The sequence below is a fragment of the Bradyrhizobium sp. USDA 4452 genome (assembly GCF_054063575.1).
Genome location: NZ_JBSSGK010000001.1, coordinates 5,439,094 through 5,460,795 on the forward strand (window position 1 = coordinate 5,439,094; position 21,702 = coordinate 5,460,795).

The 21,702-nt window shown below is 65.2% G+C and carries 21 protein-coding genes; 14 read left to right on the plus strand and 7 right to left on the minus strand.

The window, feature by feature from the left end; all coding sequences use genetic code 11:
* The first annotated feature begins 13 nt into the window (after nt 1–13).
* The 10 genes from ACVISU_RS25985 (at nt 14) to ACVISU_RS26030 (ending at nt 9,693) form a co-directional block, all read left to right on the plus strand.
* Nucleotides 14–1,669 carry a nitrite/sulfite reductase gene (locus tag ACVISU_RS25985; protein ID WP_050405388.1) on the plus strand — a complete coding sequence of 552 codons (1,656 nt, stop codon included), beginning with the start codon at nt 14–16 and terminating at the stop codon, nt 1,667–1,669.
* Complete coding sequence (locus ACVISU_RS25990) at nt 1,656–2,171, plus strand: DUF934 domain-containing protein (protein WP_456708773.1); 516 nt, start codon at nt 1,656–1,658, stop codon at nt 2,169–2,171. The genes ACVISU_RS25985 and ACVISU_RS25990 overlap by 14 nt, the downstream gene beginning before the upstream one ends.
* Nucleotides 2,168–2,896 (plus strand): phosphoadenylyl-sulfate reductase, encoded by a 729-nt coding sequence (locus ACVISU_RS25995; RefSeq protein WP_456708774.1) that lies wholly within the window; start codon nt 2,168–2,170, stop codon nt 2,894–2,896. The genes ACVISU_RS25990 and ACVISU_RS25995 overlap by 4 nt, the downstream gene beginning before the upstream one ends.
* 203 nt (nt 2,897–3,099) lie before the next feature.
* Nucleotides 3,100–4,089, plus strand: coding sequence for a sulfate ABC transporter substrate-binding protein (locus ACVISU_RS26000; protein WP_050405418.1), 990 nt, complete (start codon nt 3,100–3,102; stop codon nt 4,087–4,089).
* 63 nt (nt 4,090–4,152) lie between these two features.
* The gene (gene cysT / locus ACVISU_RS26005; protein WP_456710896.1) at nt 4,153–4,959 is read left to right on the plus strand and encodes a sulfate ABC transporter permease subunit CysT; all 807 of its coding nucleotides are present in this window, start codon (nt 4,153–4,155) and stop codon (nt 4,957–4,959) included.
* Between the two features lie 11 nt (nt 4,960–4,970).
* A complete protein-coding gene (gene cysW, locus ACVISU_RS26010; protein ID WP_456708775.1) occupies nt 4,971–5,933 on the plus strand; it encodes a sulfate ABC transporter permease subunit CysW in 963 nt (320 codons plus the stop codon).
* Nucleotides 5,923–6,972 (plus strand): sulfate/molybdate ABC transporter ATP-binding protein, encoded by a 1,050-nt coding sequence (locus ACVISU_RS26015; protein WP_050405383.1) that lies wholly within the window; start codon nt 5,923–5,925, stop codon nt 6,970–6,972. The genes cysW and ACVISU_RS26015 overlap by 11 nt, the downstream gene beginning before the upstream one ends.
* Before the next feature lie 146 nt (nt 6,973–7,118).
* Complete coding sequence (locus ACVISU_RS26020) at nt 7,119–7,616, plus strand: CAP domain-containing protein (RefSeq protein ID WP_050405382.1); 498 nt, start codon at nt 7,119–7,121, stop codon at nt 7,614–7,616.
* A 106-nt stretch (nt 7,617–7,722) separates the two neighbouring features.
* Nucleotides 7,723–8,892, plus strand: coding sequence for a DUF3734 domain-containing protein (locus ACVISU_RS26025; RefSeq protein WP_050405381.1), 1,170 nt, complete (start codon nt 7,723–7,725; stop codon nt 8,890–8,892).
* A 12-nt stretch (nt 8,893–8,904) separates the two neighbouring features.
* On the plus strand, nt 8,905–9,693 hold the full coding sequence (locus tag ACVISU_RS26030; RefSeq protein WP_021076374.1) for a 3-hydroxybutyrate dehydrogenase: 789 nt from the start codon (nt 8,905–8,907) through the stop codon (nt 9,691–9,693).
* 114 nt (nt 9,694–9,807) lie between these two features.
* On the opposite strand, the gene ACVISU_RS26035 is transcribed toward ACVISU_RS26030, so the two are convergent.
* Entirely contained in the window at nt 9,808–11,190 is a 1,383-nt protein-coding gene (locus tag ACVISU_RS26035) for a lipopolysaccharide biosynthesis protein (protein WP_456710897.1), read from the minus strand.
* Between the two features lie 238 nt (nt 11,191–11,428).
* Nucleotides 11,429–12,265 carry a protein-disulfide reductase DsbD domain-containing protein gene (locus ACVISU_RS26040; RefSeq protein ID WP_050405378.1) on the minus strand — a complete coding sequence of 279 codons (837 nt, stop codon included), beginning with the start codon at nt 12,263–12,265 and terminating at the stop codon, nt 11,429–11,431.
* A gap of 136 nt (nt 12,266–12,401) precedes the next feature.
* Between ACVISU_RS26040 and ACVISU_RS26045 the strand changes: the two genes are divergently transcribed.
* Nucleotides 12,402–13,061, plus strand: coding sequence for a YqgE/AlgH family protein (locus tag ACVISU_RS26045; protein ID WP_456708776.1), 660 nt, complete (start codon nt 12,402–12,404; stop codon nt 13,059–13,061).
* A 79-nt stretch (nt 13,062–13,140) separates the two neighbouring features.
* Here the strand turns inward: ACVISU_RS26045 and ACVISU_RS26050 are convergent, their stop codons facing one another.
* Both ACVISU_RS26050 and ACVISU_RS26055 read right to left on the minus strand, forming a co-directional pair.
* A complete protein-coding gene (locus ACVISU_RS26050) occupies nt 13,141–14,028 on the minus strand; it encodes a TauD/TfdA dioxygenase family protein (protein WP_050405376.1) in 888 nt (295 codons plus the stop codon).
* Nucleotides 14,029–14,129: 101 nt separating this feature from the next.
* A complete protein-coding gene (locus ACVISU_RS26055) occupies nt 14,130–14,909 on the minus strand; it encodes an SDR family NAD(P)-dependent oxidoreductase (RefSeq protein ID WP_456708777.1) in 780 nt (259 codons plus the stop codon).
* 180 nt (nt 14,910–15,089) lie between these two features.
* On the opposite strand from ACVISU_RS26055, the gene ACVISU_RS26060 reads away from it, so the two are divergent.
* A complete protein-coding gene (locus ACVISU_RS26060; RefSeq protein ID WP_456708778.1) occupies nt 15,090–15,824 on the plus strand; it encodes an SDR family NAD(P)-dependent oxidoreductase in 735 nt (244 codons plus the stop codon).
* A gap of 55 nt (nt 15,825–15,879) precedes the next feature.
* Nucleotides 15,880–16,254, plus strand: a complete 375-nt coding sequence (locus ACVISU_RS26065; RefSeq protein WP_050405417.1) for a CsbD family protein — start codon at nt 15,880–15,882, stop codon at nt 16,252–16,254.
* Between the two features lie 146 nt (nt 16,255–16,400).
* On the opposite strand, the gene ACVISU_RS26070 is transcribed toward ACVISU_RS26065, so the two are convergent.
* The 3 genes from ACVISU_RS26070 to ACVISU_RS26080 form a co-directional block, all read right to left on the minus strand.
* Entirely contained in the window at nt 16,401–18,146 is a 1,746-nt protein-coding gene (locus ACVISU_RS26070) for an SGNH/GDSL hydrolase family protein (RefSeq protein ID WP_456708779.1), read from the minus strand.
* 226 nt (nt 18,147–18,372) lie between these two features.
* Entirely contained in the window at nt 18,373–19,707 is a 1,335-nt protein-coding gene (locus ACVISU_RS26075) for a lytic murein transglycosylase (RefSeq protein WP_456708780.1), read from the minus strand.
* Between the two features lie 179 nt (nt 19,708–19,886).
* Nucleotides 19,887–20,306 carry a MerR family transcriptional regulator gene (locus tag ACVISU_RS26080; protein WP_050405415.1) on the minus strand — a complete coding sequence of 140 codons (420 nt, stop codon included), beginning with the start codon at nt 20,304–20,306 and terminating at the stop codon, nt 19,887–19,889.
* Nucleotides 20,307–20,396: 90 nt separating this feature from the next.
* Between ACVISU_RS26080 and ACVISU_RS26085 the strand changes: the two genes are divergently transcribed.
* Nucleotides 20,397–21,695, plus strand: a complete 1,299-nt coding sequence (locus tag ACVISU_RS26085; protein ID WP_456708781.1) for an NADH:flavin oxidoreductase/NADH oxidase family protein — start codon at nt 20,397–20,399, stop codon at nt 21,693–21,695.
* Nucleotides 21,696–21,702 lie beyond the last annotated feature (7 nt).

Below are 21,702 nucleotides of genomic sequence, written 5' to 3' on the forward strand. Positions count from 1 at the left end.
AGGCTTATCGAACATGTATGCTTATGACGAACTCGACCGCACGCTGATCAACGAGCGTGTTTCGGAATTCCGCGACCAGGTGAAGCGCCGCCTCTCCGGCGAGCTCACCGAGGACGAATTCAAGATCCTGCGCCTGCAGAACGGCGTGTACTTGCAGCTGCACGCCTACATGTTCCGCGTCGCGATCCCCTACGGCACGCTGTCGTCGAAGCAGCTGCGCCGGCTCGCCCATGTCGCGCGCCGCTACGATCGCGGCTATGGCCACTTCACCACGCGGCAGAACATTCAGTTCAACTGGATCAAGCTCGCCGAGCTGCCGGATGCGCTGGCCGATCTCGCCGAGGTCGGCATTCACGCGATGCAGACCTCCGGCAACAACATGCGCAACGTCACCTCGGACCAGTGGGCCGGCGTCGCGCCGGGCGAGATCGAGGATCCGCGGATCTGGTCGGAGCTGATCCGCCAGCACACCACGCTGCATCCGGAATTCTCGTTCCTGCCGCGCAAGTTCAAGATCGCGATCACCGCTGCCGAGCACGACCGCGCCGCGATCAAGATCCACGACATCGGGCTTCGCCTGCACAAGAACGCCGACGGCGAGACCGGCTTCGAGGTGCTGGTCGGCGGCGGCCTCGGCCGCACCCCGTTCATCGCCAAAACCATCAAGCCGTTCGTCCCCGGCCGCGATATCCTGAGCTACATCGAGGCGATTCTGCGCGTCTACAACCAGTACGGCCGCCGCGACAACATCTACAAGGCACGTATCAAGATCCTGGTGCACGAGCTCGGCATCGAGAAGTTCGCCAAGGAGGTCGAGGAGGAGTGGAAGGCGATGGGCGATGTCGGGCTGACGCTCGATCACGCCGCCATCGAGGAGGTGCGCTCGCGGTTCTCCTATCCGGCTTACGAAAAGCTGCCGCACATGCCGGACGAGCTGAAGCAGGCCGCGCATGACAAGCTGTTCGAGCGCTGGCGCAAGAACTCGGTGTCGCCGCACAAGGTGCAGGGCTATTCGATCGTGACGCTGTCGCTGAAGCCGGTCGGCGGTCCGCCCGGCGATGCCACCGCCGAGCAGATGGATGCGGTCGCCGACCTCGCCGACAAATATTCGTTCGGCGAGATCCGCGTCGGTCACGAGCAGAACCTGGCGCTGCCGCACGTCGCCAAGCGCGACCTGCCGGCCCTGTTCAAGGCGCTCGACCGCCTCGGCCTCGCGACGCCGAACGTCAACCTCGTCACCGACATCATCGCCTGCCCGGGGCTGGACTACTGCTCGCTGGCCAATGCGCGCTCGATCCCGATCGCGCAGGAGCTGACGCGCCGGTTCGCCAACCACGACACCGCCGATCTGATCGGTCGGCTGCACATCAACATCTCCGGCTGCATCAATGCCTGCGGCCATCACCATGTCGGCCACATCGGCATTCTCGGCGTCGAGAAGAACGGCGAGGAGTTCTACCAGATCACGATCGGCGGCCGCGCCGACGAGAACGCGCAGTTGGGCACCTTGATCGGCCCGGCCGTTCCCTATGCGGAAGTCGCCGACGTGATCGAAGACATTGTCGAAGCCTATCTCGCGCTGCGCGACCGTCCCGAGGAATTGTTCGTCGATACGGTGAAGCGTCTGGGCGTCGAGCCTATCAGGGAGCGGGTCTATGCCACTCGTTAAGCAGGGAAGAATCACGACCGACCTGTTCGTCCACGTCGCCGACGGCGCCGAACTGCCCGGCGACGGCGCGGTGCTGGTGACGGCCGAGCGCTTTCTCGCCGATCCCGAGGCGCTGCTGCGCCGCACCGGCAAGGTCGGCGTGATCTGGCCGAACAACCGGAGCCTCGACGAACTGGTGCCGCATCTCGATCGTTTGGCCTCGGTCGCGCTGGTGTTCCCGACCTTCCGCGACGGCCGTGCCTACAGCCAGACGCGCCTGCTGCGCGAGCGCCATGGCTATGATGGCGAGCTGCGCGCCACCGGGCAGATCCTGCGCGACCAGTTCGTGTTCATGACGCGCGCCGGCTTCGACGCCTTCGAGGTGAAGAAGGACGCCGACGCCGATGCGTTCGCCGCGACCATGAAGCGCTATTCGGTGTTCTACCAGCCGACCGGCGACGGCCGCGTCACCGCACTCAACCGCCGCATGCAGCTGCGTCACTCGGAGAGCGCCGGCCAGTGAACACACTTGCACCAGAGCTCGCAGTGGCGCCGGCCGCATTGCCAGCGGCCGATGCGCTCGATCGCGCGCTGCGCAAGGCATCGCCCGCCGAGATAATCGCCGCCGCATTGAAGACGGTCGGCCGCGACAAGCTGGCGCTGGTGTCGTCATTCGGCACCGAGTCCGCCGCGCTGCTCAAGGTGATGGCGGATGTCGATCCGGCGATCCCGGTGGTGTTCCTCGACACCGGCTGGCTGTTCGAGGAGACGCTGGCCTATCGCGACACGCTGATCAAGACGCTTGGCCTCACCGACGTGCGCTCGATCAAGCCCGACGAAGAGGCGCTGTCGCGTCTCGATCCGGACCGCGAGCTGTGGTTCAGCGATCCCGACGCCTGCTGCCGCATCCGCAAGGTGGAGCCCTTGGCGCGCGCGTTGAAGCCGTTCGCCGGCTGGATCAACGGCCGCAAGCGCTTCCAGGGCGGTGCCCGTGCCGATATTCCGGTCGTCGAGGACGACGGCGTCAGGCTGAAATTCAATCCGTTTGCCAACGTCTCGCGCGAGGAGATCGAGGCGATCTACGCGCTCGGCGGACTGCCGTCGCATCCACTTGTCGCATCGGGATATCAGTCGGTCGGGTGTATGCCTTGCTCGAGCCGGTCCGCAGCCGGCGAGGATGCGCGCGACGGCCGCTGGCGCGGCCGCGCCAAGACCGAATGCGGCATCCATACAATGAAGATGTCGTAGGGCATGACGCTAGGGGCTCGATCGCGATGATCATCCATCGCAATCGAGCGACGCGACAAAGCCTTCGCAGCGCAGCGGCTTCGTAGCACAAGCGCGCTGCGCCGCCGAAAACAAAGAAAACCGGTTTCGTTGACTTAAAGCCACTTCGCCGTGAGTTATGTCTTGTTTGTTCCCTGACATTCTCAGGTTGAATGGAGACCGAAATGATCCGTCGTTTGCTGCCGCTGGTCGCGGGATTATTGTGGGCGAGCTCGGCCTTTGCGGCCGACTATTCGCTGCTGAACGTGTCCTACGACCCGACGCGCGAACTCTATGTCGACTTCAACAAGGCGTTCGCCGCGGCCTACCAGAAGGAAACCGGCAAGAGCGTCGAGATCAAACAGTCGCATAACGGATCGGGTGCGTCCTCGCGCAGCGTGATCGACGGCTTGCAGGCCGATGTCGTCACCCTGGCGCTGGCCTACGACATCGACGCGATTGCAGCCAAGGGCCTGATCGCCGCTGATTGGCAGAAGCGGCTGCCGCTGAACGCCTCGCCCTACACGTCGACCATCGTCTTCCTGGTCCGGAAGGGCAATCCCAAGGGGATCAAGGATTGGGATGATTTGATCAAGCCCGGCGTTGCCGTGATCACGCCGAACCCGAAGACCTCGGGTGGCGCGCGCTGGAACTATCTGGCTGCCTGGGGCTACGCGCAGAAGAAGTTCGGTTCGACCGACAAGGCGAAGAAGTTCGTCGCCGACCTCTACCAGAACGTCCCGGTGCTCGACACCGGCGCGCGCGGCTCGACCGTGACCTTCGTCGAGCGCGGCGTCGGCGACGTGCTGCTCGCCTGGGAGAACGAAGCTTTCCTGGCGCTGCGCGAATTCGGCGCGGACAAGTTCGAGATCGTGGCGCCGCCGCAGTCGATCCTCGCCGAACCGCCGGTCGCCGTCGTCGATAAGGTTGCCGATCAAAAGGGTACCCGCGCCGTCGCCGAGGCTTATCTGAAATACTGGTACACCAAGGAAGGCCAGGAGATCGCCGCGCGCAATTCTTACCGGCCACGCGATCCGGAGATCGCCAAGGAGTACGAAAAATCCTTCGCCAAGGTTGAACTTTTCACGATCGACGACGTTTTCGGTGGTTGGACCAAGGCGCAGAAGGAGCACTTCGCCGAGGGCGGCATCTTCGATCAGATCTACAAGAACTGAGCGTGATCTAGCCCGGGTCGAACAGGGGGATATGTGAGCACAGCGGTTGCAAGGCGCAGCACCCTGCCGGGGTTCGGTCTCACCATGGGACTGACCCTGACATGGCTCTCCGTCATCATCCTGATTCCGCTGGCTGCGCTGTTCCTCAAGACCTTCGAGCTCAGTCTCGATCAGTTCTGGAGCATCGTCACCAGCCGCCGCACCCTGAACGCGCTGAAGATTTCGTTTGGGCTTTCGTTTGCGGCCGCCTGCGTCAATCTGGTGATGGGCACCATCATCGTCTGGGCGCTCGTGCGCTACCGCTTTCCGGGCCGGCGGCTGTTCGATGCGATCGTCGATATTCCGTTCGCGCTCCCGACGGCGGTCGCCGGCGTCGCGCTGACGCAGCTGTTCGCCCAGAAGGGCTGGCTCGGCGCGCCGCTTGCCGAGCTCGGTATCAAGGTCGCGTTCACGCCGATCGGCATCTTCATTGCGATGATCTTCATCGGCATTCCCTTCGTGGTGCGCACGGTGCAGCCGGTGCTGATCGATCTCGATCCCGAGATCGAGGAGGCGGCGGCGAGCCTTGGGGCCAATCGCTGGCACACCGTGTTTCGCGTCATCCTGCCGAGCCTGATCCCGGCGCTGCTCACCGGATTTGCGCTCGCCTTCGCCCGCGCCATCGGTGAATACGGCTCCGTGATCTTCATCGCCGGCAATCTGCCGAACGTGTCCGAGATCGCGCCGCTCCTGATCGTGATCCGGCTGTCCGAATTCCGCTATGCCGATGCCACCGCGATCGCAGTCGTGATGCTGGTCGCCTCATTCCTGATCATCTTCCTGATCAACCGCCTGCAGCGCTGGGCGCAAGCCCGCATCCCCGTGCATTGAGGTCTCAGGATATGTCGATGCAGACCGGATTGGCGACCTCGACCACACAGCTGAGGACCTACGCGCCCGCGACCGATGTCAGCGTCGCAGCGCCTGCGCCGCGGCTCGATATCGCGCGTGCCGAGCCGGTCACCGCGCGGCGCAATCCGCGCACCGAGCCGGGTCCGATCCGCCTCATCATCATCGCGCTCGCGATCGCCTTCCTCAGCGTCTTCGTGGTGCTGCCGCTGGTCGTCGTATTTGCCTCGGCGTTATCGAAGGGCGTCGTCGCCTATTTCGCGGCGCTGGCCGAGCCCGAGGCGCTCGCGGCGATCAAGCTGACGCTCTTGATCGCCGCGATCTCGGTCATGCTCAACCTGGTGTTCGGCGTGGTAGCGGCCTGGGCGATCTCGAAATTCGAATTCACCGGCAAGACCTTCCTGATCACGCTGATCGACCTGCCGTTCTCGGTCTCGCCGGTGATCTCGGGCCTGGTGTTCGTGCTGCTGTTCGGCGCGCAGGGCTATTTCGGTCCATGGCTGCAGGCGCACAACGTCCACATCCTGTTCGCGGTGCCCGGTATCGCGCTGGCGACGATCTTCGTCACTTTCCCGTTCGTGGCGCGCGCGCTGATCCCCCTGATGCAGGAGCAGGGCACCCAGGAGGAGGAGGCGGCGATCTCGCTCGGCGCCTCCGGCCTGCAGACCTTCTTCCGCGTCACGCTGCCCAACATCAAATGGGGCCTGCTCTACGGCGTCCTGCTCTGCAACGCGCGCGCGATGGGCGAGTTCGGCGCGGTGTCCGTCGTCTCCGGCCACATCCGCGGCGAGACCAACACGATGCCGCTCCTGGTCGAGATTCTCTACAACGAATATCAGTTCGTGGCGTCGTTCGCGATCGCATCGCTGCTGGCGATGCTGGCGCTGATCACGCTGGTGGCGAAGACCGTTCTCGAGCGGCGGCTCGACGAGGCAGAGGTGCCCGATGGCGATTGAAGTCAAGAATATCGTAAAGCGGTTCGGCAGCTTCGCCGCGCTCGACAATGTCGATCTCAAGGTCGCCGATGGCGAGCTGTTGGCGCTGCTCGGCCCGTCCGGCTCCGGCAAGACGACGCTGCTGCGGATCATCGCAGGGCTCGACTGGCCCGACGCCGGCGAGGTCGCGATCGACGGCGAGAACGCGCTCTCGCGCGGCGCCAGCGAGCGCCAGGTCGGATTCGTGTTTCAGCACTATGCTTTGTTCCGCCACATGACGGTGTTCGAGAACGTCGCCTTCGGCCTGCGCGTGCAGCCGCGCGCGATCCGCAAGGACGAGGCGACGATCCGCGCCCGCGTCAAGAACCTGCTCGATCTGGTGCAGCTCGATTGGCTCGCCAACCGCTATCCCAGCCAATTGTCCGGCGGCCAGCGGCAGCGCATCGCGCTGGCGCGTGCGCTCGCGATCGAGCCGCGGATCCTGCTGCTCGACGAGCCGTTCGGCGCGCTCGACGCCAAGGTGCGCAAGGAGCTCCGGCAATGGCTGCGCTCGCTGCACAACGAGATCCACGTCACCTCGATCTTCGTCACCCACGACCAGGAGGAGGCGCTCGAAGTCGCCAACCGCGTCGTGGTGATGGACAAGGGAAAGATCGAGCAGATCGGCTCGCCCGGCGAGGTCTATGACAATCCGGCGACCGCCTTCGTGCACGGCTTCATCGGCGAATCCATCGTGCTGCCGGTCGACGTGGCCGGCGACGCGGTGCGGCTGGACGGCCGTCCCTTGAACATTCCCGCCTTGGGCGCCGCGTCCGGCGCGGCCAAGCTGTTCGTCCGCCGCCACGACATGGCGGTCGGTCCGGCGGGAACCGGGGCCCTGGAAGGCGCCATCCGGCATGTCCGCTCGTTCGGTCCGATCCAGCGCGCCGAGGTGGCCCTCGCCGGCAGCGAGGGCAAGACTGTGATCGAGATCGACGCCCCTCGCGACCGCGAGTTGCAGGCCGGCGAAATCGTCTCGCTGCAGCCCCGCCGCTACCGGATATTTGCCGCCCAGGGGTAACGCCCAACCGCTGCTTCAAACACCCCCCTGAAAGTCTCGTAGCCTGGGGATCGGTGGCTATTGATGGCCAAAAGTTAGCCCCTGTTCACCATTCAGCCACGGTTGGTATGCAACAACGGCGGGCCAACTTTTGGGGGTTTTCAGTAGTGAAACGGACGACGGTCGCCCTGTTCGGGCTTCTGGTGCTTGCCGGCTGCGGCACAGAGACCAAAATCCCGGAAGAACCGGCCATGTATCTCAACATGGCGCAGCCCGGCGCCGTGCTGGACAGCCAGGCGGCTGCGATCATGTTCTCGCAGTACCGCCAGAACAATGGCCTCGGCACCGTCGTGGTCGATCCCGATCTGACCAGGCTCGCCGAGCAGCAATCGCAGGCGATGGCGGCCCGCAACAAGATGGACCATGATGTGAAGGCCCCGCTCGGCAAGCGGCTGGAGGCCGGGGGCTACCCGGCAACCGTCGCGGTCGAAAACATCTCGGCCGGCTATCACACCCTGGCGGAAGCCTTTTCGGGCTGGCGCGATTCACCGCCGCACAAGGCCAATATGCTGAAGAGCGGTGTCACAAAAATGGGCATCGCGGCCGTCTATGCTCCGAATACCAAATACAAGGTGTTCTGGACGCTCATTTTGGCGGCAACCTGACCCGCGATAAATTCCGCGTGAACTCCCTTCCGCTTCTCGTTGATTGACGCCGCTGCGAACAGCCGCCACGGTGCGGCCTCAAGTCATTTGAACCGAACGGTTACGAATGGATACTTCGGATTCCGCGCCCGGCTCGACGCCGGCGCAAGCGCAGCGGGTGCTGGTTCTCCAGGGCGGCGGTGCGCTCGGCTCCTATCAGGCCGGCGCCTTCCAGGCGCTCTGCCATGCAGGCTTCGAGCCGGAATGGATCGCCGGCATCTCGATCGGCGCCATCAATGCCGCGATCATCGCCGGCAACGAGCCGGACCAGCGCGTGCCGCGGCTGAAGGAATTCTGGGAGATGGTGTCGGCGCCGGTGCCGTGGAATCCGGTCTCCAAACATGAGCGCGCCCGCTCGCTGTTCAACGAGACCTCTGCCGCCATCATCGCGACCTTCGGCGTGCCCGGGTTTTTCACGCCGCGGATTCCGCCGGCGCCGCTGTGGCCGCCCGGCAGCTCGCAGTCGCTGAGCTATTACGACACCGCGCCGCTGAAGAAGACGCTGGAGCGTCTCGTCGACTTCGATCGCATCAACGATCTGAAGACGCGGCTGTCGGTCGGCGCGGTCGGCGTCACCTCGGGCAACTTCCGCTATTTCGACAATTACGAGTTCAAGAAGCTCGGCAAGAGGATCGGCCCCGAACACATCATGGCATCGGGCGCGCTGCCGCCGGGCTTTCCCGCCGTCGTGATCGAGGGCGAGCATTACTGGGACGGCGGCATCGCCTCCAACACGCCGCTCGACTTCGTGCTCGATGAGGAGACCAGCCGCGATCTCCTGATCTTCCAGGTCGACCTGTTCAGCGCGCGCGGGCCGTTGCCCGAGACGCTGCTGGAGGCCGCCGAGCGCGAAAAGGACATCCGCTATTCCAGCCGGACGCGGATGAACACCGACAAGAACAGGCAGATCCACAACGCCCGCATGGCGGTGCGCGACCTGATCGGCAAGCTGCCCGATTACCTGAAGAACGATCCGTCGGTCGAACTGCTGCGCAAGGCGTCCAAGGAGAACACCGTCACGGTGGTTCACCTGATCTACAAGAGCAAGAATTACGAGTCCTCGTCGAAGGACTACGACTTCTCCCATGTTGCGATGGTCGAGCATTGGGGCGCGGGCGTTCGCGACGTGCATTTGTCGATGCGTCACAAAGAATGGCTAGAACGCCCGCAGTCCGGGGAAACCATGGTGACTTACGATCTCACGGGGGATGAACCCACACCCCCCGCAAGCAAATAGGAGCGAAGAACAATGGGTACGTTGACAGGCAAGACCGCCGTTGTGACCGGCTCGACCAGCGGCATCGGATTGGCGTATGCGCGCGCCTTCGCCGGCGCCGGCGCCAATATCGTGCTCAACGGCATGGGCGTGCCGGCGGACATCGAGAAGGAGCGTTCCGGCATCGAGACCGACTTCAAGGTCAAGGCCGTGCATTCGCCGGCCGACATGACCAAGCCGGCCGAGATCGCCGACATGATCGCGCTCGGCGAGAAGACCTTCGGTTCGGTCGACATCCTCGTCAACAATGCCGGCATCCAGTTCGTGTCGCCGATCGAGGAATTCCCGCCGGAGAAGTGGGAAGCGATCATCGCGATCAACCTGTCGTCGGCGTTCTACGGCATCCGCGCTGCGGTGCCCGGCATGAAGAAGCGCGGCTGGGGCCGCATCATCAACACCGCCTCGGCGCACTCGCTGGTCGCCTCGCCGTTCAAGTCGGCCTATGTCTCGGCCAAGCACGGCATCGCCGGCCTTACCAAGACCGCGGCGCTCGAGCTCGCGCAGTTCAAGATCACCTGCAATTGCATCTCGCCTGGCTATGTCTGGACGCCGCTGGTCGAGCACCAGATTCCGGAGACCATGAAGGCGCGCAACATGACCAAGGAGCAGGTCATCAAGGACGTGCTGCTCGCCGCCCAACCCACCAAGGAGTTCGTCACCTCCGAGCAGGTCGCAGCCCTCGCGCTGTTCCTGTGCGGCGACGATGCCGCGCAGATCACCGGCGCCAACCTCTCGATCGACGGCGGCTGGACCGCGGAGTAGTTTTCCGGCGGGATTTGTCGGCCCAAGAACAAGCCGGCCCTGATTGGATCAGGGCCGGCTTTTTCTTTCGACCTGATGATCGCCGCGGGCGGTCAGGCATCCGGCCCGGCAATGCTACGGCGCCGACCGCCGTTTCCCGAACGCCAGCACGTGCAGCCCGAGCCGCGAGCGCACCACGACGAACAGCAGGATGGTCTCGAAGGTCAGCGACAGCGAGGTCGAGGCGGCTGCGCCCATGCCGCCATAGCGTGGCACCAGCGCGATGCAGAGCCCGACATTCATGAAAAACGACACCGCATAGGCGGTGGCGCAGATGCTCTGATGGCCGAGCATGTTCAGCAGCCGCTCCACCGGCCCGATCGCCGAGCGCACCACGAGTCCGATCGCGGCAACGAACATGATACCGTAGCCGTCGACGAATTTCGGGCCGAACAGCCACAGCAGCGGCTTGCCGAATGCGAGCAGGGCGATGGTCGCGAGCAGCGAGGGCCAGAACGTCCAGCTGATGGCGTGTGCGACATAGGCCGACAGCCGCTCCTTGTCGCCGAGCGCGTTGTATTCGGCGAACCGATGCGCCGTCGTCGCCGACATCGCGTAGTGCACGAACGACACCAGCGCCAGCGTCTTCACCACGGCGAAATAGATGCCGACCTCCTCGGAGGAGCGGAATTGCTGCAACATCAGCACGTCGGTGTAGCCAAGCAAGAGATAGAAGCTCTCGACCAGCATGATCGGCAGCGAGATCGCGAACCAGCCCCTGACGTCGTAGGTCTTCTCGCCCGCGCCGAGATGGGCCTTGAGGCGGCGGTTCAGCACGATCATCTGGCCGATCGCCGCGATGTACACGGCTGCGGCACTCGCGATCATCGCAGCCGTCGCCCCGAGATTGAGGCCGAGCGCCAGCGCGCCGGCGGTGAGCGCGATGATCAGCCCCTGCCGCACGATGAACTGCGGCATCAGGCCGAGCTGCATCCAGTCATGCGCGCGCGAGATGCCGTCCTGGGTGTTGGCGACCACGAAGGGCGGCAATGTCAGGCAGCCGATATAGAGCGGCACGACCGCGTTGGGATCGATCCAGGGCGAGGCGAAATGGATCACGCCGGCGAGCAGCAACGCCACCGTGCTGGAGGCGGCAAGCACCACCCAGCGGCCGCCGGAGAGGAAGCCGCGCAGCGCGGCGAGGTCGCCGCGCGCACGATATTCCGGAATGATCTTCTGGGAGGACGGCGCGATGCCGAAGTCCATCGTGCTGCCGAGCAGCAATACCCAGGTCCAGACATAGACATAGATGCCGTAGTCCGAGCCGCTCATCCAGCGCGCCAGCAGGATCTGCGCGAGATAGGCGATGGCGGCGCTGACGACGCGGATGACGAAGATCATGCCAGCGAGGCGCTTGGTGACCGACGCCTCCTTGGTGCCGCCGAGCAGGCGCGCGGCAAGGTCGCGCAAGCGTGCGGCCGGGTCCGATGGCGCAGAGGTTGCGGGTTGTGTTTCCATCACAGCCAAGGCGGAAAATTCCTAAAGCGCCGCAAGGCGGCAATGGCCCCGATCTATCAACGAAACGTTAAGATTGGGTTGGGTGACGGATGTTCCCTTCGTCCTGGCGAAAGCCTGGGCCCATAACCACAAAAGTCTGTTTGGGAGCACGCTGTGTCCCTAGCCAGCCTGCCTCAAATAGCCGCCGCGGAGTATGGGTCCTGGCTTTTCGCCAGCACGACGATCGGAGAGGCCAGCGTCAGTTCAAATTGATGTTGAATTCGTAGCTTTTGTCGCCGCCGACCAACGTCAGTTTCAGCGCGGCGCCGTCCGCTTTGGCGCCCGGCGGCAGGCCGTCGAGCTCGAACGAGAAGCGCTTCACACCCGGCGGCGCGTGCTCGACGAGCTTCGGCACGGGCAGCGCCCAGTCGGGCGTCGGTCCCTCGACGAACAGGCTGAGGTCTTTCGACTCGGGCGCGGTGACATCGACCAGCACGTTGTTGCCGTCGCGCTTGACGTCGCGGATCGTGAACGGGATGGGATCACCGATATTGGCAGGCTTCGGCACCGCGTTGAGCGCTTCGGACAGCGCGGCGTCCTCGGTCGAGGCGACGCTAGCGAATGCGAGCTCGGCCTTCGCCTCCACCGGCACGCACAGCTTCTCGCACACCGCGTAGTTGATGTCGGCGCGCAGCACCAGCGGTTTGTCGGGATTCTTGGCGACGATGCGCAGCGGCAGCACCACCTGATGCTTGTAGCCGAGCGAGGTGCCGCCGGCGCCGTCGTCGAACTGGCGCGGTGCCGGCCACATCACCGTGACCGCATCGACATTGTCCGACTTGGAGAAATCGAATCGTGGCGGCACACCGGAATCGCCCGGCGTGCGCCAGTAGGTTTTCCAGCCGTCCTGCAACTGGAAGGCGATGCCGCCGAGCAGCACCGCGCCGCTGCGCGATCCCGCCAGCAGCCTGACCGCCGAGTGCGTGTCCTGCTGCCACGGCGAGGCGTCGTCGGCGCGGGCCTCCGCTGCCACGGATGCGACGGAAAACATGGCGGCAACGGCAAATGCGGCACGCACGGGAACTGTGACGGTCATGAGACGTCTTTACCTGCAACTTTCGTTGCAAACCATTGAATTGCTTGTGATGCATCGCCGCACTGCGGCCGAAGGTTGATTGACAGAACGGCGACCCAATATCAGGATGCCAAATCAGCAGGAAAGGCCTTTGTGGATGCGCCCTGAAGGCAAAACAGGCAAGACTCGCAAGACCGCCGCCGGCGGAAGCGCGGCCGTCGGTCCCCATGCCACCGAAGATGGCTATCTCGATGGCCAGATGCTGATCGCGATGCCTGTCATGAACGACCCGCGCTTCGAACGCTCCGTGATCTACATGTGCGCGCATTCCTCCGAGGGGGCGATGGGCATCATCGTCAACCGCCCGGCCGGCAGCATCGATTTCCCCGGCCTGCTGGTGCAACTCGACATCATCCAGAAGTCGGACCAGATCCAGCTGCCGGAAAACGCCGAGATGATGAAGGTGATGAAGGGCGGCCCGGTCGACACCGGCCGCGGCTTCGTGCTGCATTCGAGCGACTTCTACATTCAGGATGCGACGCTGAACATCGACGACGGCATCTCGCTCACCGCGACCGTCGATATTTTGAAGGCGATCGCCAAGGGCGCCGGTCCCAAGCACGCGATCCTCGCGCTGGGCTATGCCGGCTGGGCGCCGGGCCAGCTCGAGAACGAGATCCAGCACAATGGCTGGCTGCATTGCGATGCCGACCCGGAACTGATTTTCGGCGCCGATGTCGACGAGAAATACGCGCGCGCCCTGCGCAAGATCGGCATCGAGGCCGGCATGCTGTCCAACGACGCCGGCCACGCGTAGCGCGCGACGCCGTCTTCCCAAACGTCGTCCCTGCTTTCGCAAGGCCTTCGCCGGGACGACAGCTACTATTGTGTCCGCGCTACTCCGCCGCTTCCTGAGCCACGGTCGGCTGGGTGCCGGCGACCGTGGCGCGGCGCATGTCGCGGGGCTGCGACTGGTCGTAGCGGCGGACGCGGTGCACGGTCTGGCGATTGTCCCACATCACGAGGTCATGCACCGTCCATTTGTGCACATAGACGAATTCCGGCTGCGTGGCATGCTCGGTGAGATCGCGCAGTAAGAGCCGCGCCTCCGGCATGCTCATCCCCCTGATGGCGCCGGCATGCGAGGACAGGTACAGCGACTTGCGGCCGTGCGCCGGATGGGTGCGCACCAGGCGCTGCAGCACCGGCTTGAACATCTCTTTCTCCTCGTCGGTGTAGTCGAGGAAGCCGAGCGAGCCGCGCGAATACATCAGCGAGTGCTCGCAGATCATGTCCTCGATCTCGGCCTTGGTCTCGTCGTCGAGCGCGTCGTAGGCGGCGCGCATGTCGGCGAACTCGGTGTTGCCGCCTTTCGGGTTGACCACGCGTGCCGACAGCAGCGAGAATTTCGCCGGGATCGGCCGGAACGAACTGTCGGAGTGCCACAGGCAGTTGCCGAGATTGAACAGGTGGGTGCGGTGATCCTTCGGCAGCGGCTTGCCGTCCTTGCCGAGATTGGAGACATCGTTGAGCCCGGAGGAGAGGCGGTAGTCCTCCTTCTTGGTCACCGTGCCGCCGCGCGCGTTCTCGCGCTCGCCGAAGTTCAGCGCGAACGCCATCTGCTGCTCGTCAGTGATGTCCTGGCCGTGGAAGACGAGCACGGCGTATTTGTCCATGCCGGCCTCGATGTCGATGGCTTCCTGCTTCGTCAGCGGCTTGCGCAGATCGACGCCGGAGACCTCGCCGACGAAGTGCTTGTGAAGCTGCCGGATCAGGACAGTCATTGGCGTATCTCCCCGTATCTCGCGGGCGGTTGTCCCGCTTCGTTTGACGCGAAGGCTACTCCGGAGACGCAGCCTGTCAACGCTTCGAGGCCGGACGCGGGTCAGGCATTCCGCGCCATCAACCCGCCGTCGACGGGAATCACGGCGCCGGTCAGGAACGATGCGGCGGGCAGGCACAGGCTCAGCGTCATGTGCGCGACCTCTTCGGGATCACCATAGCGGCCGAGCGCGGTACGGCGCTTGGCGTAGATCGTCTTGTGCTCCTCGGAGATGCGGTCGGTGATCCCTGTGCGGATCGGGCCCGGGCAGATGCAGTTCACGGTAATGCCTTCGCGCCCCAGTTCCACCGCGAGCGAGCGGGTCAGGCTGGTGACGCCGCCCTTTGCCGCGGAGTAGGGGCTGTGCAGGCCTGTTGCACCCAGAGCTTCCGTGGAGGCGATGTTGACGATGCGCGGCGAGCGCGACTTGCGCAGGTATGGCAGTGCAGCGCGGATGATGCGCGGATGCGCCGTCAGCATGACGGCGATGCCCCTGGCCCAGGCGTCCTCGTAACCAGGATCGTCGATCGCCACGCGCACCGAGATGCCGGCATTGTTGACGATGATGTCGAGCCCGCCGAAATGCGCGGCGACATCGTTGACGACACGGGTGATGGCGTCGCGATCGCTGACGTCGAGCGTCCAGGCCTTTGCCGAGCCGCCGTTTGCGGAAATCTCCTTGGCCACCGCCTGCGTGCCGTCTTCGGTCAGGTCGGTGACCGCGACATTGGCGCCCTCATCGGCGAACACGCGCGCGGTGGCGCGGCCCATGCCGCTGGCTGCTCCCGTGACGAGAACGGTGAGGCCCTTCACCGAACGGCTCAGCTGCTTGAATTCGGACATTATGGACCTCCCTTATTGTTGTTTGCGTGTTGCGAGACCGACGACGCTGGCACCGATCGAGAGAGACGTCAAACCGTTGATCCGTATCCAGCACGCGTGCAGCGCGTCAACACAAGTTCTGCGTTGGCTTTTCGAAAAGGATCATGCTCAATCAAGAAAACAGCACGAGAGAGGAACGCGATGAACGAACTCGATTTCGGCGGCAAGCAGGTCCTGGTGGTCGGCGGCTCCAGCGGCATCGGCAACGGCATCGCGCAGGCCTTCCGCGCCAAGGGCGCGCACGTTGCCGTGTACGGCACCCGCGCGCAGGCGAGCGACTATTCCTCCGCGGAGGGCTCGCATCTCGACGGCCTTGCCTATGCGCAGCTCGATGTCTCTGATCCGCAGGCGATCGAGAACCTCACGCCGTCGTTCGATCGGCTCGACGTGCTGGTGCTGGCGCAGGGCGCGGTGATTTACCGCCGCGGGGAATTCCAGATGGAAGGCTTCCGCAGGGTGATCGAAGTCAATCTGATGAGCCTGATGGCCTGCGCCACGAAATTCCACCCGATGCTGAGCGCAGCCAGGGGATCGCTGATCATCGTCAGCTCAACCGCAGCCTATCATTCCACGATGGGCAATCCGGCCTACAACGCTTCGAAGACCGGCGCGGTCGGCTTGACCCGCACGCTTGGCGAAGCCTGGGCCGAGAACGGCATCCGCGTCAACGGCATCGCGCCAGGCCTTGTCGACACCAAGATGACCAAAGCGACGACGGCGAATCCAAAGCGGCTGGAAGGCGCGCTCGAGCGCATTCCGCTGAAGCGTCTCGGCACGCCCGCCGACATGGCCGGCGCCGCGCTCTTCCTGGCCTCGCCGCTCGCGTCCTACGTCGTCGGACAAACCATCATCGTCGATGGCGGGTTGATCCTTTAGGAACCCGCGCGAGGTTCCGCGGTTGGCTCCCTGACAGTTTCAGGGAGCAGTCATGATGGACAAGGATCGGATTTTCGGAACGGCAAAGGAATTTGCAGGCAAGGCCGAAGGCGCCGTCGGCGATGCGGCCGGCGATGCACAGACGCAAGCCTCGGGCCGCGCGCGCGAGGCCGCGGGCGCCGTGCAGGATCTCTACGGCCAGGCCAAGGATGCCGCGCGCGACGCAGCCGACACCGCGGTCAACTATGCCAAGGATGCTTATGAACATCGCGGCGAGACCGTTCGCAGCGGACAGAAGGCAATGGCGCAAACGGTGCAAGAAAATCCGCTCGGATCGCTCTTGATCGCCGGTGGCATCGGCTTTGCGCTGGCGCTGTTGATGACGCGCCAGCCGCGCCGCGCGCCGTCACGCTGGCGGTACTACGGGTGAGTCTCACCAACCGTCATTGCGAGCGTAGCGAAGCAATCCATCGACCCGCACGCGTGGATGGGTGGATTGCTTCGTCGCTTTGCTCCTCGCAATGACGTGGATGGATCCTGCGGGCTTCGTCGTTCGGCGGAGCTTGGCAGAAATCCCTACTGCCAGGGATTCCCCGGCCCTGCGGCCCGCTGTCCGATATTGCCGGGCGGCCGCGGCGGGCGCGGCGGGGTGACCAGCGGGCGCTGCTGCGGCGCGCCGAAGCCGAAGAAGTCACGCAGCCAGGGCTGTGTCTGCGGTTGCTGCTGCGGTTGGGCCTGGGCCGGACGGAGCACCCGCCGTGGCGGCTTCGGCGCGGTGATGATCGAGCCGTCGGGCGCGATCGCCGTGGTCGAAGGTGGCGGATTGGCAGGGCTCCCCGCCGCCGGCGCGGCGGGCGTGGCCGCGGCAACCGGCACGTCGCCCTTGGCCTGCTCGCGGCCGATCTCGCGGCGCGGCCAGGCGAAATCATCGGCGCGGCCGGCCGGCGGGGCCAGGGCCTCGCCCTTCACCAGCGTGCGTGCGGCGAGCGCGTCGACCGCGGCGGGCCGCGAGCCGGGGCCGCCGAGCAATTGATCGGTGCCGACCGTGGAGGCGACCAGCGGCAGCACGGGGCCGGCCAGCGGCCGTGGCGCGGGCTTGCCGGGCTCGGTGCTGGTCTCGGGCGTTGCCGGTTCGCTCGGCAGCGCGATCGGGCCTGAGCGCACCGCGAGCAGGCGGGTCACCTCGCGCTCGACATAATGCGCGAGCTTGCGCGCGCCGGCCTTGGTGAAGAACACGCCGTCATCGGAGCGCAGCTTGCGCGGCTGGCCTTCGAAGTCCGGGCCCTTCGGCATGAAGCGGCCGGCTTCGTCGACGAAGCCGTCCCAGACGTCGACATAGGTGATGCCGGCCTTGCCGGCGCCATCGCGATAGAGCGCGTCGAGGAACAGCATGTCCGACGTGCCCTTCTGGCCGCGGATCGCGGGCAGGCCGACCCACAGCACCGGTACGCCCTTGCTCTTCAGCACGTTGATCAGCTCCTCGATTTTCTTGCCATAGAGCTCGACCCAACGGTCGTCGCGGAAATCATAGAGGCCGTTGGGCGAGCGCGCGGTCTTTTCCGGCGCGGCCTGCGAGTCGGTGTCGGCGTCGTCGGCCGGCGGCTCGGCATCGGCCGGCTTGTTGTCGGCCTTGCTATCGGTCTTGCCATCCGTCTTGCCGTCAATCTTGGCGGCGGTATCGGGCTTGTCGCCCGGCTTTGCGTCGGGCTTGCCGCGCGCGTCCTTTTTGTCGTCCTTCTTGTCGACCTTCTTCTCCGCGACCGGTTCGCGGATCGCGGTGCGGTCATTGAGGCCGAGCATCACGACGATGGCGTCGGGGTTCTCGGTGGCGAGAATGCCCTTGGCGGCCGCAGCCCAATCCGCCGGGTCGCCCTTGGGCTGATAGCGGATCAGGCCGGAGACCGTCTTGTGCTTGCGGATCACGCCCATGTCGGGCTGGTCGGAATAGGCATCTTCCAGGCCATAGGCGAGCCAGTCGGCCATCGCGTCGCCGATCACCAGCACGTTGCGCTCGGCGGCGGCTTCGCGCTTGGCCGGCGGCGGCGCCCGGGAGAAATCCTCGCGCGGCCGCTGCGGCTGCGATGATTGCGGCTGCTGTTGGAACGGCGCGAAGAAATCGCCGCCGAACCAGCCGCCACCACCGCCATGCTGCGGCGGCGCACGGCGCTGCGGTTGCGGTGGTCCGCCGCCGAAGCCGGGGAAACCGAAGAACTGCGCCGAGGCAGGCTCGGCAATGCCGATCAACAGCGCGAGCGCCACCGTCAGCGCGACCAGCGGGCCGGCTTCGGTGAATAGGCGCAGAAAGGATCTCGGCTTCGCCATCGAGTTCGTCGCAATGATCAGGAAGTACGTGAGCATATTAGCGGAATCGGGCCGCAAGCGGGCAGCTTTTCCACCATAAATCGGGTGCTTCCCGCCGCCGTCAAGGCAAGCGGCAAATATCGGATTTCGTGGTTAGTTTTGGGGGAGGGGCCCGAATGTCGCGGCGACGGAACTACACCCTCTCTCGCGCTTGCGGGAGAGGAGAACGGGGGTTGTGGCCTTAGCCCTATCGCCCGCGGAGTCGCTCCAGCACCTCTGCAGTGGCAAAACCATCGGCCGGCGCCCCGATGGACACCTGGAAGCCGCGCAGCGCTTCGCGCGTCTGGCCGCCGAACTGGCCGTCGGGGGTGCCCTTGTAGAAGCCGCGCTGGGCGAGCAGCTGCTGCAGTTCCAGCCGTTCGGCGCGCGACAGCACCCGTTCCTGGCGCGGCCAGGGCTGCACGAAGGGCTGGCCGCCGCGCAGGCGATCGGCGAAATGGCCGATCGCGAGCGCGTAGGCCTCGGCCGGGTTGTACTTCATGATCACCCGGAAATTCTGCAGCATAAGGAAGCCCGGACCCTCGGCGCCGGCCGGCGCCAGCAGATAGGCCTTGTCGGATGGCCGCGGGAACGCCTGGCCATTGGGCCGCTTGACGCCGAGTTGCTCCCATTGCGACAGCGGCATCGCCTTGGCCCGGTCGGCCAGCATGTAGTTCAGGCCCTGCGGCAGCACCACCTCGTAGCCCCAGCTCGCGCCGGTCTGCCAGCCATCCTTCTTCAGATTGTTGGCGGTCGAGGCGATCAGATCGCTCGGATCGTCGACGACATCGCGGCGGCCGTCGCCATCGCCGTCGACGGCGTAGCGCTTGAACGCGGTCGGCATGAACTGGGTCGGGCCGAAGGCGCCGGCCCAGGAGCCGCGCATCTGTTCCGGCCGCAAATCGCCCCGGTTGAGGATCTCCAGCGCCGACAGGAATTCGTCCTTGAAATAGGCCTGGCGGCGGCCGATGCAGGCGAGCGTCGCGGTCGACTGCACCACGCTGCGATCACCCATCTGGGTCGAGTAGTTCGACTCGATCCCCCAGATCGCCGCGATGATGTAGCGATCGACGCCATAGGCCTTCTCGGTCGCGTCGAACTGCGGCTTGTACTTCGCAAGGATCTCGCGGCCCTTGGCGAGCCTGGTGTCGCTGACGAGGATGTCGAGATAGTCCCAGATCGCCTTGGTGAATTCCGGCTGCGAATCCAGCAGATCCATGATGCGCAGGTCGGGCTGCAGGCCCGCGGTGAAGCGCTCGAAATTCTGCTGGGTGATGTTGCGCCGCGCGGCATCCGGCCACATCGCTGCGACGCAGTTCGGGAAGTCGGATGCGGCCTGGCGGATCGCGGCTGCCGTCATCAAGGGATGGCCGGAAGCGCCGTCTTCGCCGCTCCAGGGCGGCGCTGCGCCGTCCTGTCCGGTCGCGGCCTGCGGCGGCGTCGCGGCGTTCGGGGAGAAGATGCTGTCGATCAAATTGGTCAGGCCGTTGCCGGCCGATTGGGCTTGCGTGCTGCCCGGCAGCAGCAGGGCCAGCGCGACCATGCTGGCGCCGAATAACCTGGTCCGTGATGTTCCCAACGCGCGCATGTGTCGTGTGCCTGTCAAAATCGTGCCGGCTCAGAAGGCCCCGTCACGGTTTCCAATAGCTTAACAAAGCGCAGCATTTGGGGCGTGGCGAAATCGCGCGCGACGGTTTTGACGGGGACAAATTGTCCGGCGCATCAGCCCGCTTTCACCTGATCCCTGAGGTCGGCCAGAACAGCTTCGGCGTTCTCGAAGCAGTCGCCGCCCGGTGGCCTGGCTTCGATCCGGGCGATCACGGCCTCGAGCCCGGCCTGGGTTTCAGATAGCCGGCGCTGCAGGGCTGCAACCTCGATCACCTTGGTCTTGAGCGCGGCCACCAGTTTGTCCTTGCTCCAATCCCCCTTGCCGTGCGGCGGCAGCAGGTTTCGGATCTCGCCGAGCGAAAATCCGGCCTGCTGGGCCATCACGATGATTTCGAGGAGCTGCCTGGTTCCGCGCGAATACTGCCGGTAGCCATTCGGGCCGCGATCGATCGATCCGATCAGGCCCTCTCGCTCATAGAAGCGGATGCGCGACGGCGCCAGACCGGACTCCCGAGCCAGTTCCCCGACCTTCACTGCGCTGCTCCTTGCCGCCTTGACCTTGAAGTTCACTTTAAGGTTAGGGTGCGCCCCGGATCAACAAGGAACTCAATAGGGAACCTGTTCATGTCGCCGTTCGATTCCCTGACTTTGCCCAACGGAACCAGCGTTCCCAACCGCATCGCCAAGGCGGCGATGGAGGAGAACATGGCTGACGCCGCGCATCTCCCGTCGGCCGAGCTGCTGCGCCTCTATCAGGCCTGGGCAGACGGCGGCGCCGGCCTCATCATAACGGGCAATGTCATGATCGATCGCCGCGCCATGACCGGACCGGGCGGCGTCGTGCTGGAAGACGGCACGCCGCTCGAAGCGTTCCGCAACTGGGCGCAGATCGGCCGGGCCAGGGGTGCGCAAATCTGGCTGCAGCTCAGCCATCCGGGCCGCCAGATGATGAAGAACATGGGCCAGCCGACCCTGGCGCCGTCGGCGGTGGCGCTCGATCTCGGCAAGCATTCGAACCTGTTTGCGATGCCCAAAGCGATGACCGAGCACGACATCGACGAGGTGATCGCGCGCTTCGTCACATCAGCGAAACTCGCCGAGCAGGCCGGTTTCTCCGGCGTGCAGATCCATGCCGCGCACGGCTATCTGATCAGCCAGTTCCTGTCGCCCTTGAGCAACCGGCGCACCGACCGCTGGGGCGGCTCGTTGCAAAATCGGGCGCGTCTTTTGATCGAGACCGTCAAGGCGGTCCGCGCCGCGGTGTCGCCGGGTTTCTCGATCGCGGTCAAACTGAACTCGGCCGATTTCCAGCGCGGCGGCTTCGATGCAGCTGATGCGAGGACCGTCGTCGAGATGCTGAACGAGCTGCGGGTCGATCTGGTGGAACTGTCGGGCGGCAGCTATGAGGCGCCGGCGATGCAAGGCGATGCGCGCGACGGCCGCACGCTGGCGCGCGAGGCCTATTTCCTCGATTTCGCGCGCGATATCGCGGGGGTCGCAAGGATGCCGGTGATGGTCACCGGCGGCATTCGCCGCATCGGCGTCGTGCAGCAGGTGCTCGACAGCGGCGTCGCCATTGCGGGTATCGCCACCGCGCTTGCGATCAGGCCGGATCTGCCGGATGTCTGGCGCCGCGGCGAAGATCTGCGGCCAGAAGTCGCGCCCATCCGCTGGAAGAGCAAGCCGATGGCGTCGCTTGCCGCCATGGCAGTCGTGAAATTCCAGCTGCGGCGGTTGAGCCGGGGCCGCACGGCCAATCCGAACGTTTCGCCGCTGAAGGCGTTGGTTCTCGGGCAATTGCGCACGGCGTCGCTCACCCGCAAATATCGCCGCTGGATCGCATCACCTGTCACGGCGGCTGCGTCTGTCGGCACGTCGGCGTCGTTGCGCGCCAATGCGCGGGCCGTCGGGATGCCGCGATAAACCATAC

Bases quoted from the DNA above. Each gene is read 5' to 3' on its own strand.
- ACVISU_RS25985 (WP_050405388.1), top strand. From the start codon at position 14: ATGTATGCTTATGACGAACTCGACCGCACGCTGATCAACGAGCGTGTT.
- ACVISU_RS25990 (WP_456708773.1), top strand. From the start codon at position 1,656: ATGCCACTCGTTAAGCAGGGAAGAATCACGACCGACCTGTTCGTCCAC.
- ACVISU_RS26000 (WP_050405418.1), top strand. From the start codon at position 3,100: ATGATCCGTCGTTTGCTGCCGCTGGTCGCGGGATTATTGTGGGCGAGC.
- cysW (WP_456708775.1), top strand. From the start codon at position 4,971: ATGTCGATGCAGACCGGATTGGCGACCTCGACCACACAGCTGAGGACC.
- ACVISU_RS26015 (WP_050405383.1), top strand. From the start codon at position 5,923: ATGGCGATTGAAGTCAAGAATATCGTAAAGCGGTTCGGCAGCTTCGCC.
- ACVISU_RS26025 (WP_050405381.1), top strand. From the start codon at position 7,723: ATGGATACTTCGGATTCCGCGCCCGGCTCGACGCCGGCGCAAGCGCAG.
- ACVISU_RS26030 (WP_021076374.1), top strand. From the start codon at position 8,905: ATGGGTACGTTGACAGGCAAGACCGCCGTTGTGACCGGCTCGACCAGC.
- ACVISU_RS26035 (WP_456710897.1), bottom strand. From the start codon at position 11,190: ATGGAAACACAACCCGCAACCTCTGCGCCATCGGACCCGGCCGCACGC.
- ACVISU_RS26040 (WP_050405378.1), bottom strand. From the start codon at position 12,265: ATGACCGTCACAGTTCCCGTGCGTGCCGCATTTGCCGTTGCCGCCATG.
- ACVISU_RS26045 (WP_456708776.1), top strand. From the start codon at position 12,402: ATGCGCCCTGAAGGCAAAACAGGCAAGACTCGCAAGACCGCCGCCGGC.
- ACVISU_RS26050 (WP_050405376.1), bottom strand. From the start codon at position 14,028: ATGACTGTCCTGATCCGGCAGCTTCACAAGCACTTCGTCGGCGAGGTC.
- ACVISU_RS26055 (WP_456708777.1), bottom strand. From the start codon at position 14,909: ATGTCCGAATTCAAGCAGCTGAGCCGTTCGGTGAAGGGCCTCACCGTT.
- ACVISU_RS26060 (WP_456708778.1), top strand. From the start codon at position 15,090: ATGAACGAACTCGATTTCGGCGGCAAGCAGGTCCTGGTGGTCGGCGGC.
- ACVISU_RS26065 (WP_050405417.1), top strand. From the start codon at position 15,880: ATGGACAAGGATCGGATTTTCGGAACGGCAAAGGAATTTGCAGGCAAG.
- ACVISU_RS26070 (WP_456708779.1), bottom strand. From the start codon at position 18,146: ATGGCGAAGCCGAGATCCTTTCTGCGCCTATTCACCGAAGCCGGCCCG.
- ACVISU_RS26075 (WP_456708780.1), bottom strand. From the start codon at position 19,707: ATGGTCGCGCTGGCCCTGCTGCTGCCGGGCAGCACGCAAGCCCAATCG.
- ACVISU_RS26085 (WP_456708781.1), top strand. From the start codon at position 20,397: ATGTCGCCGTTCGATTCCCTGACTTTGCCCAACGGAACCAGCGTTCCC.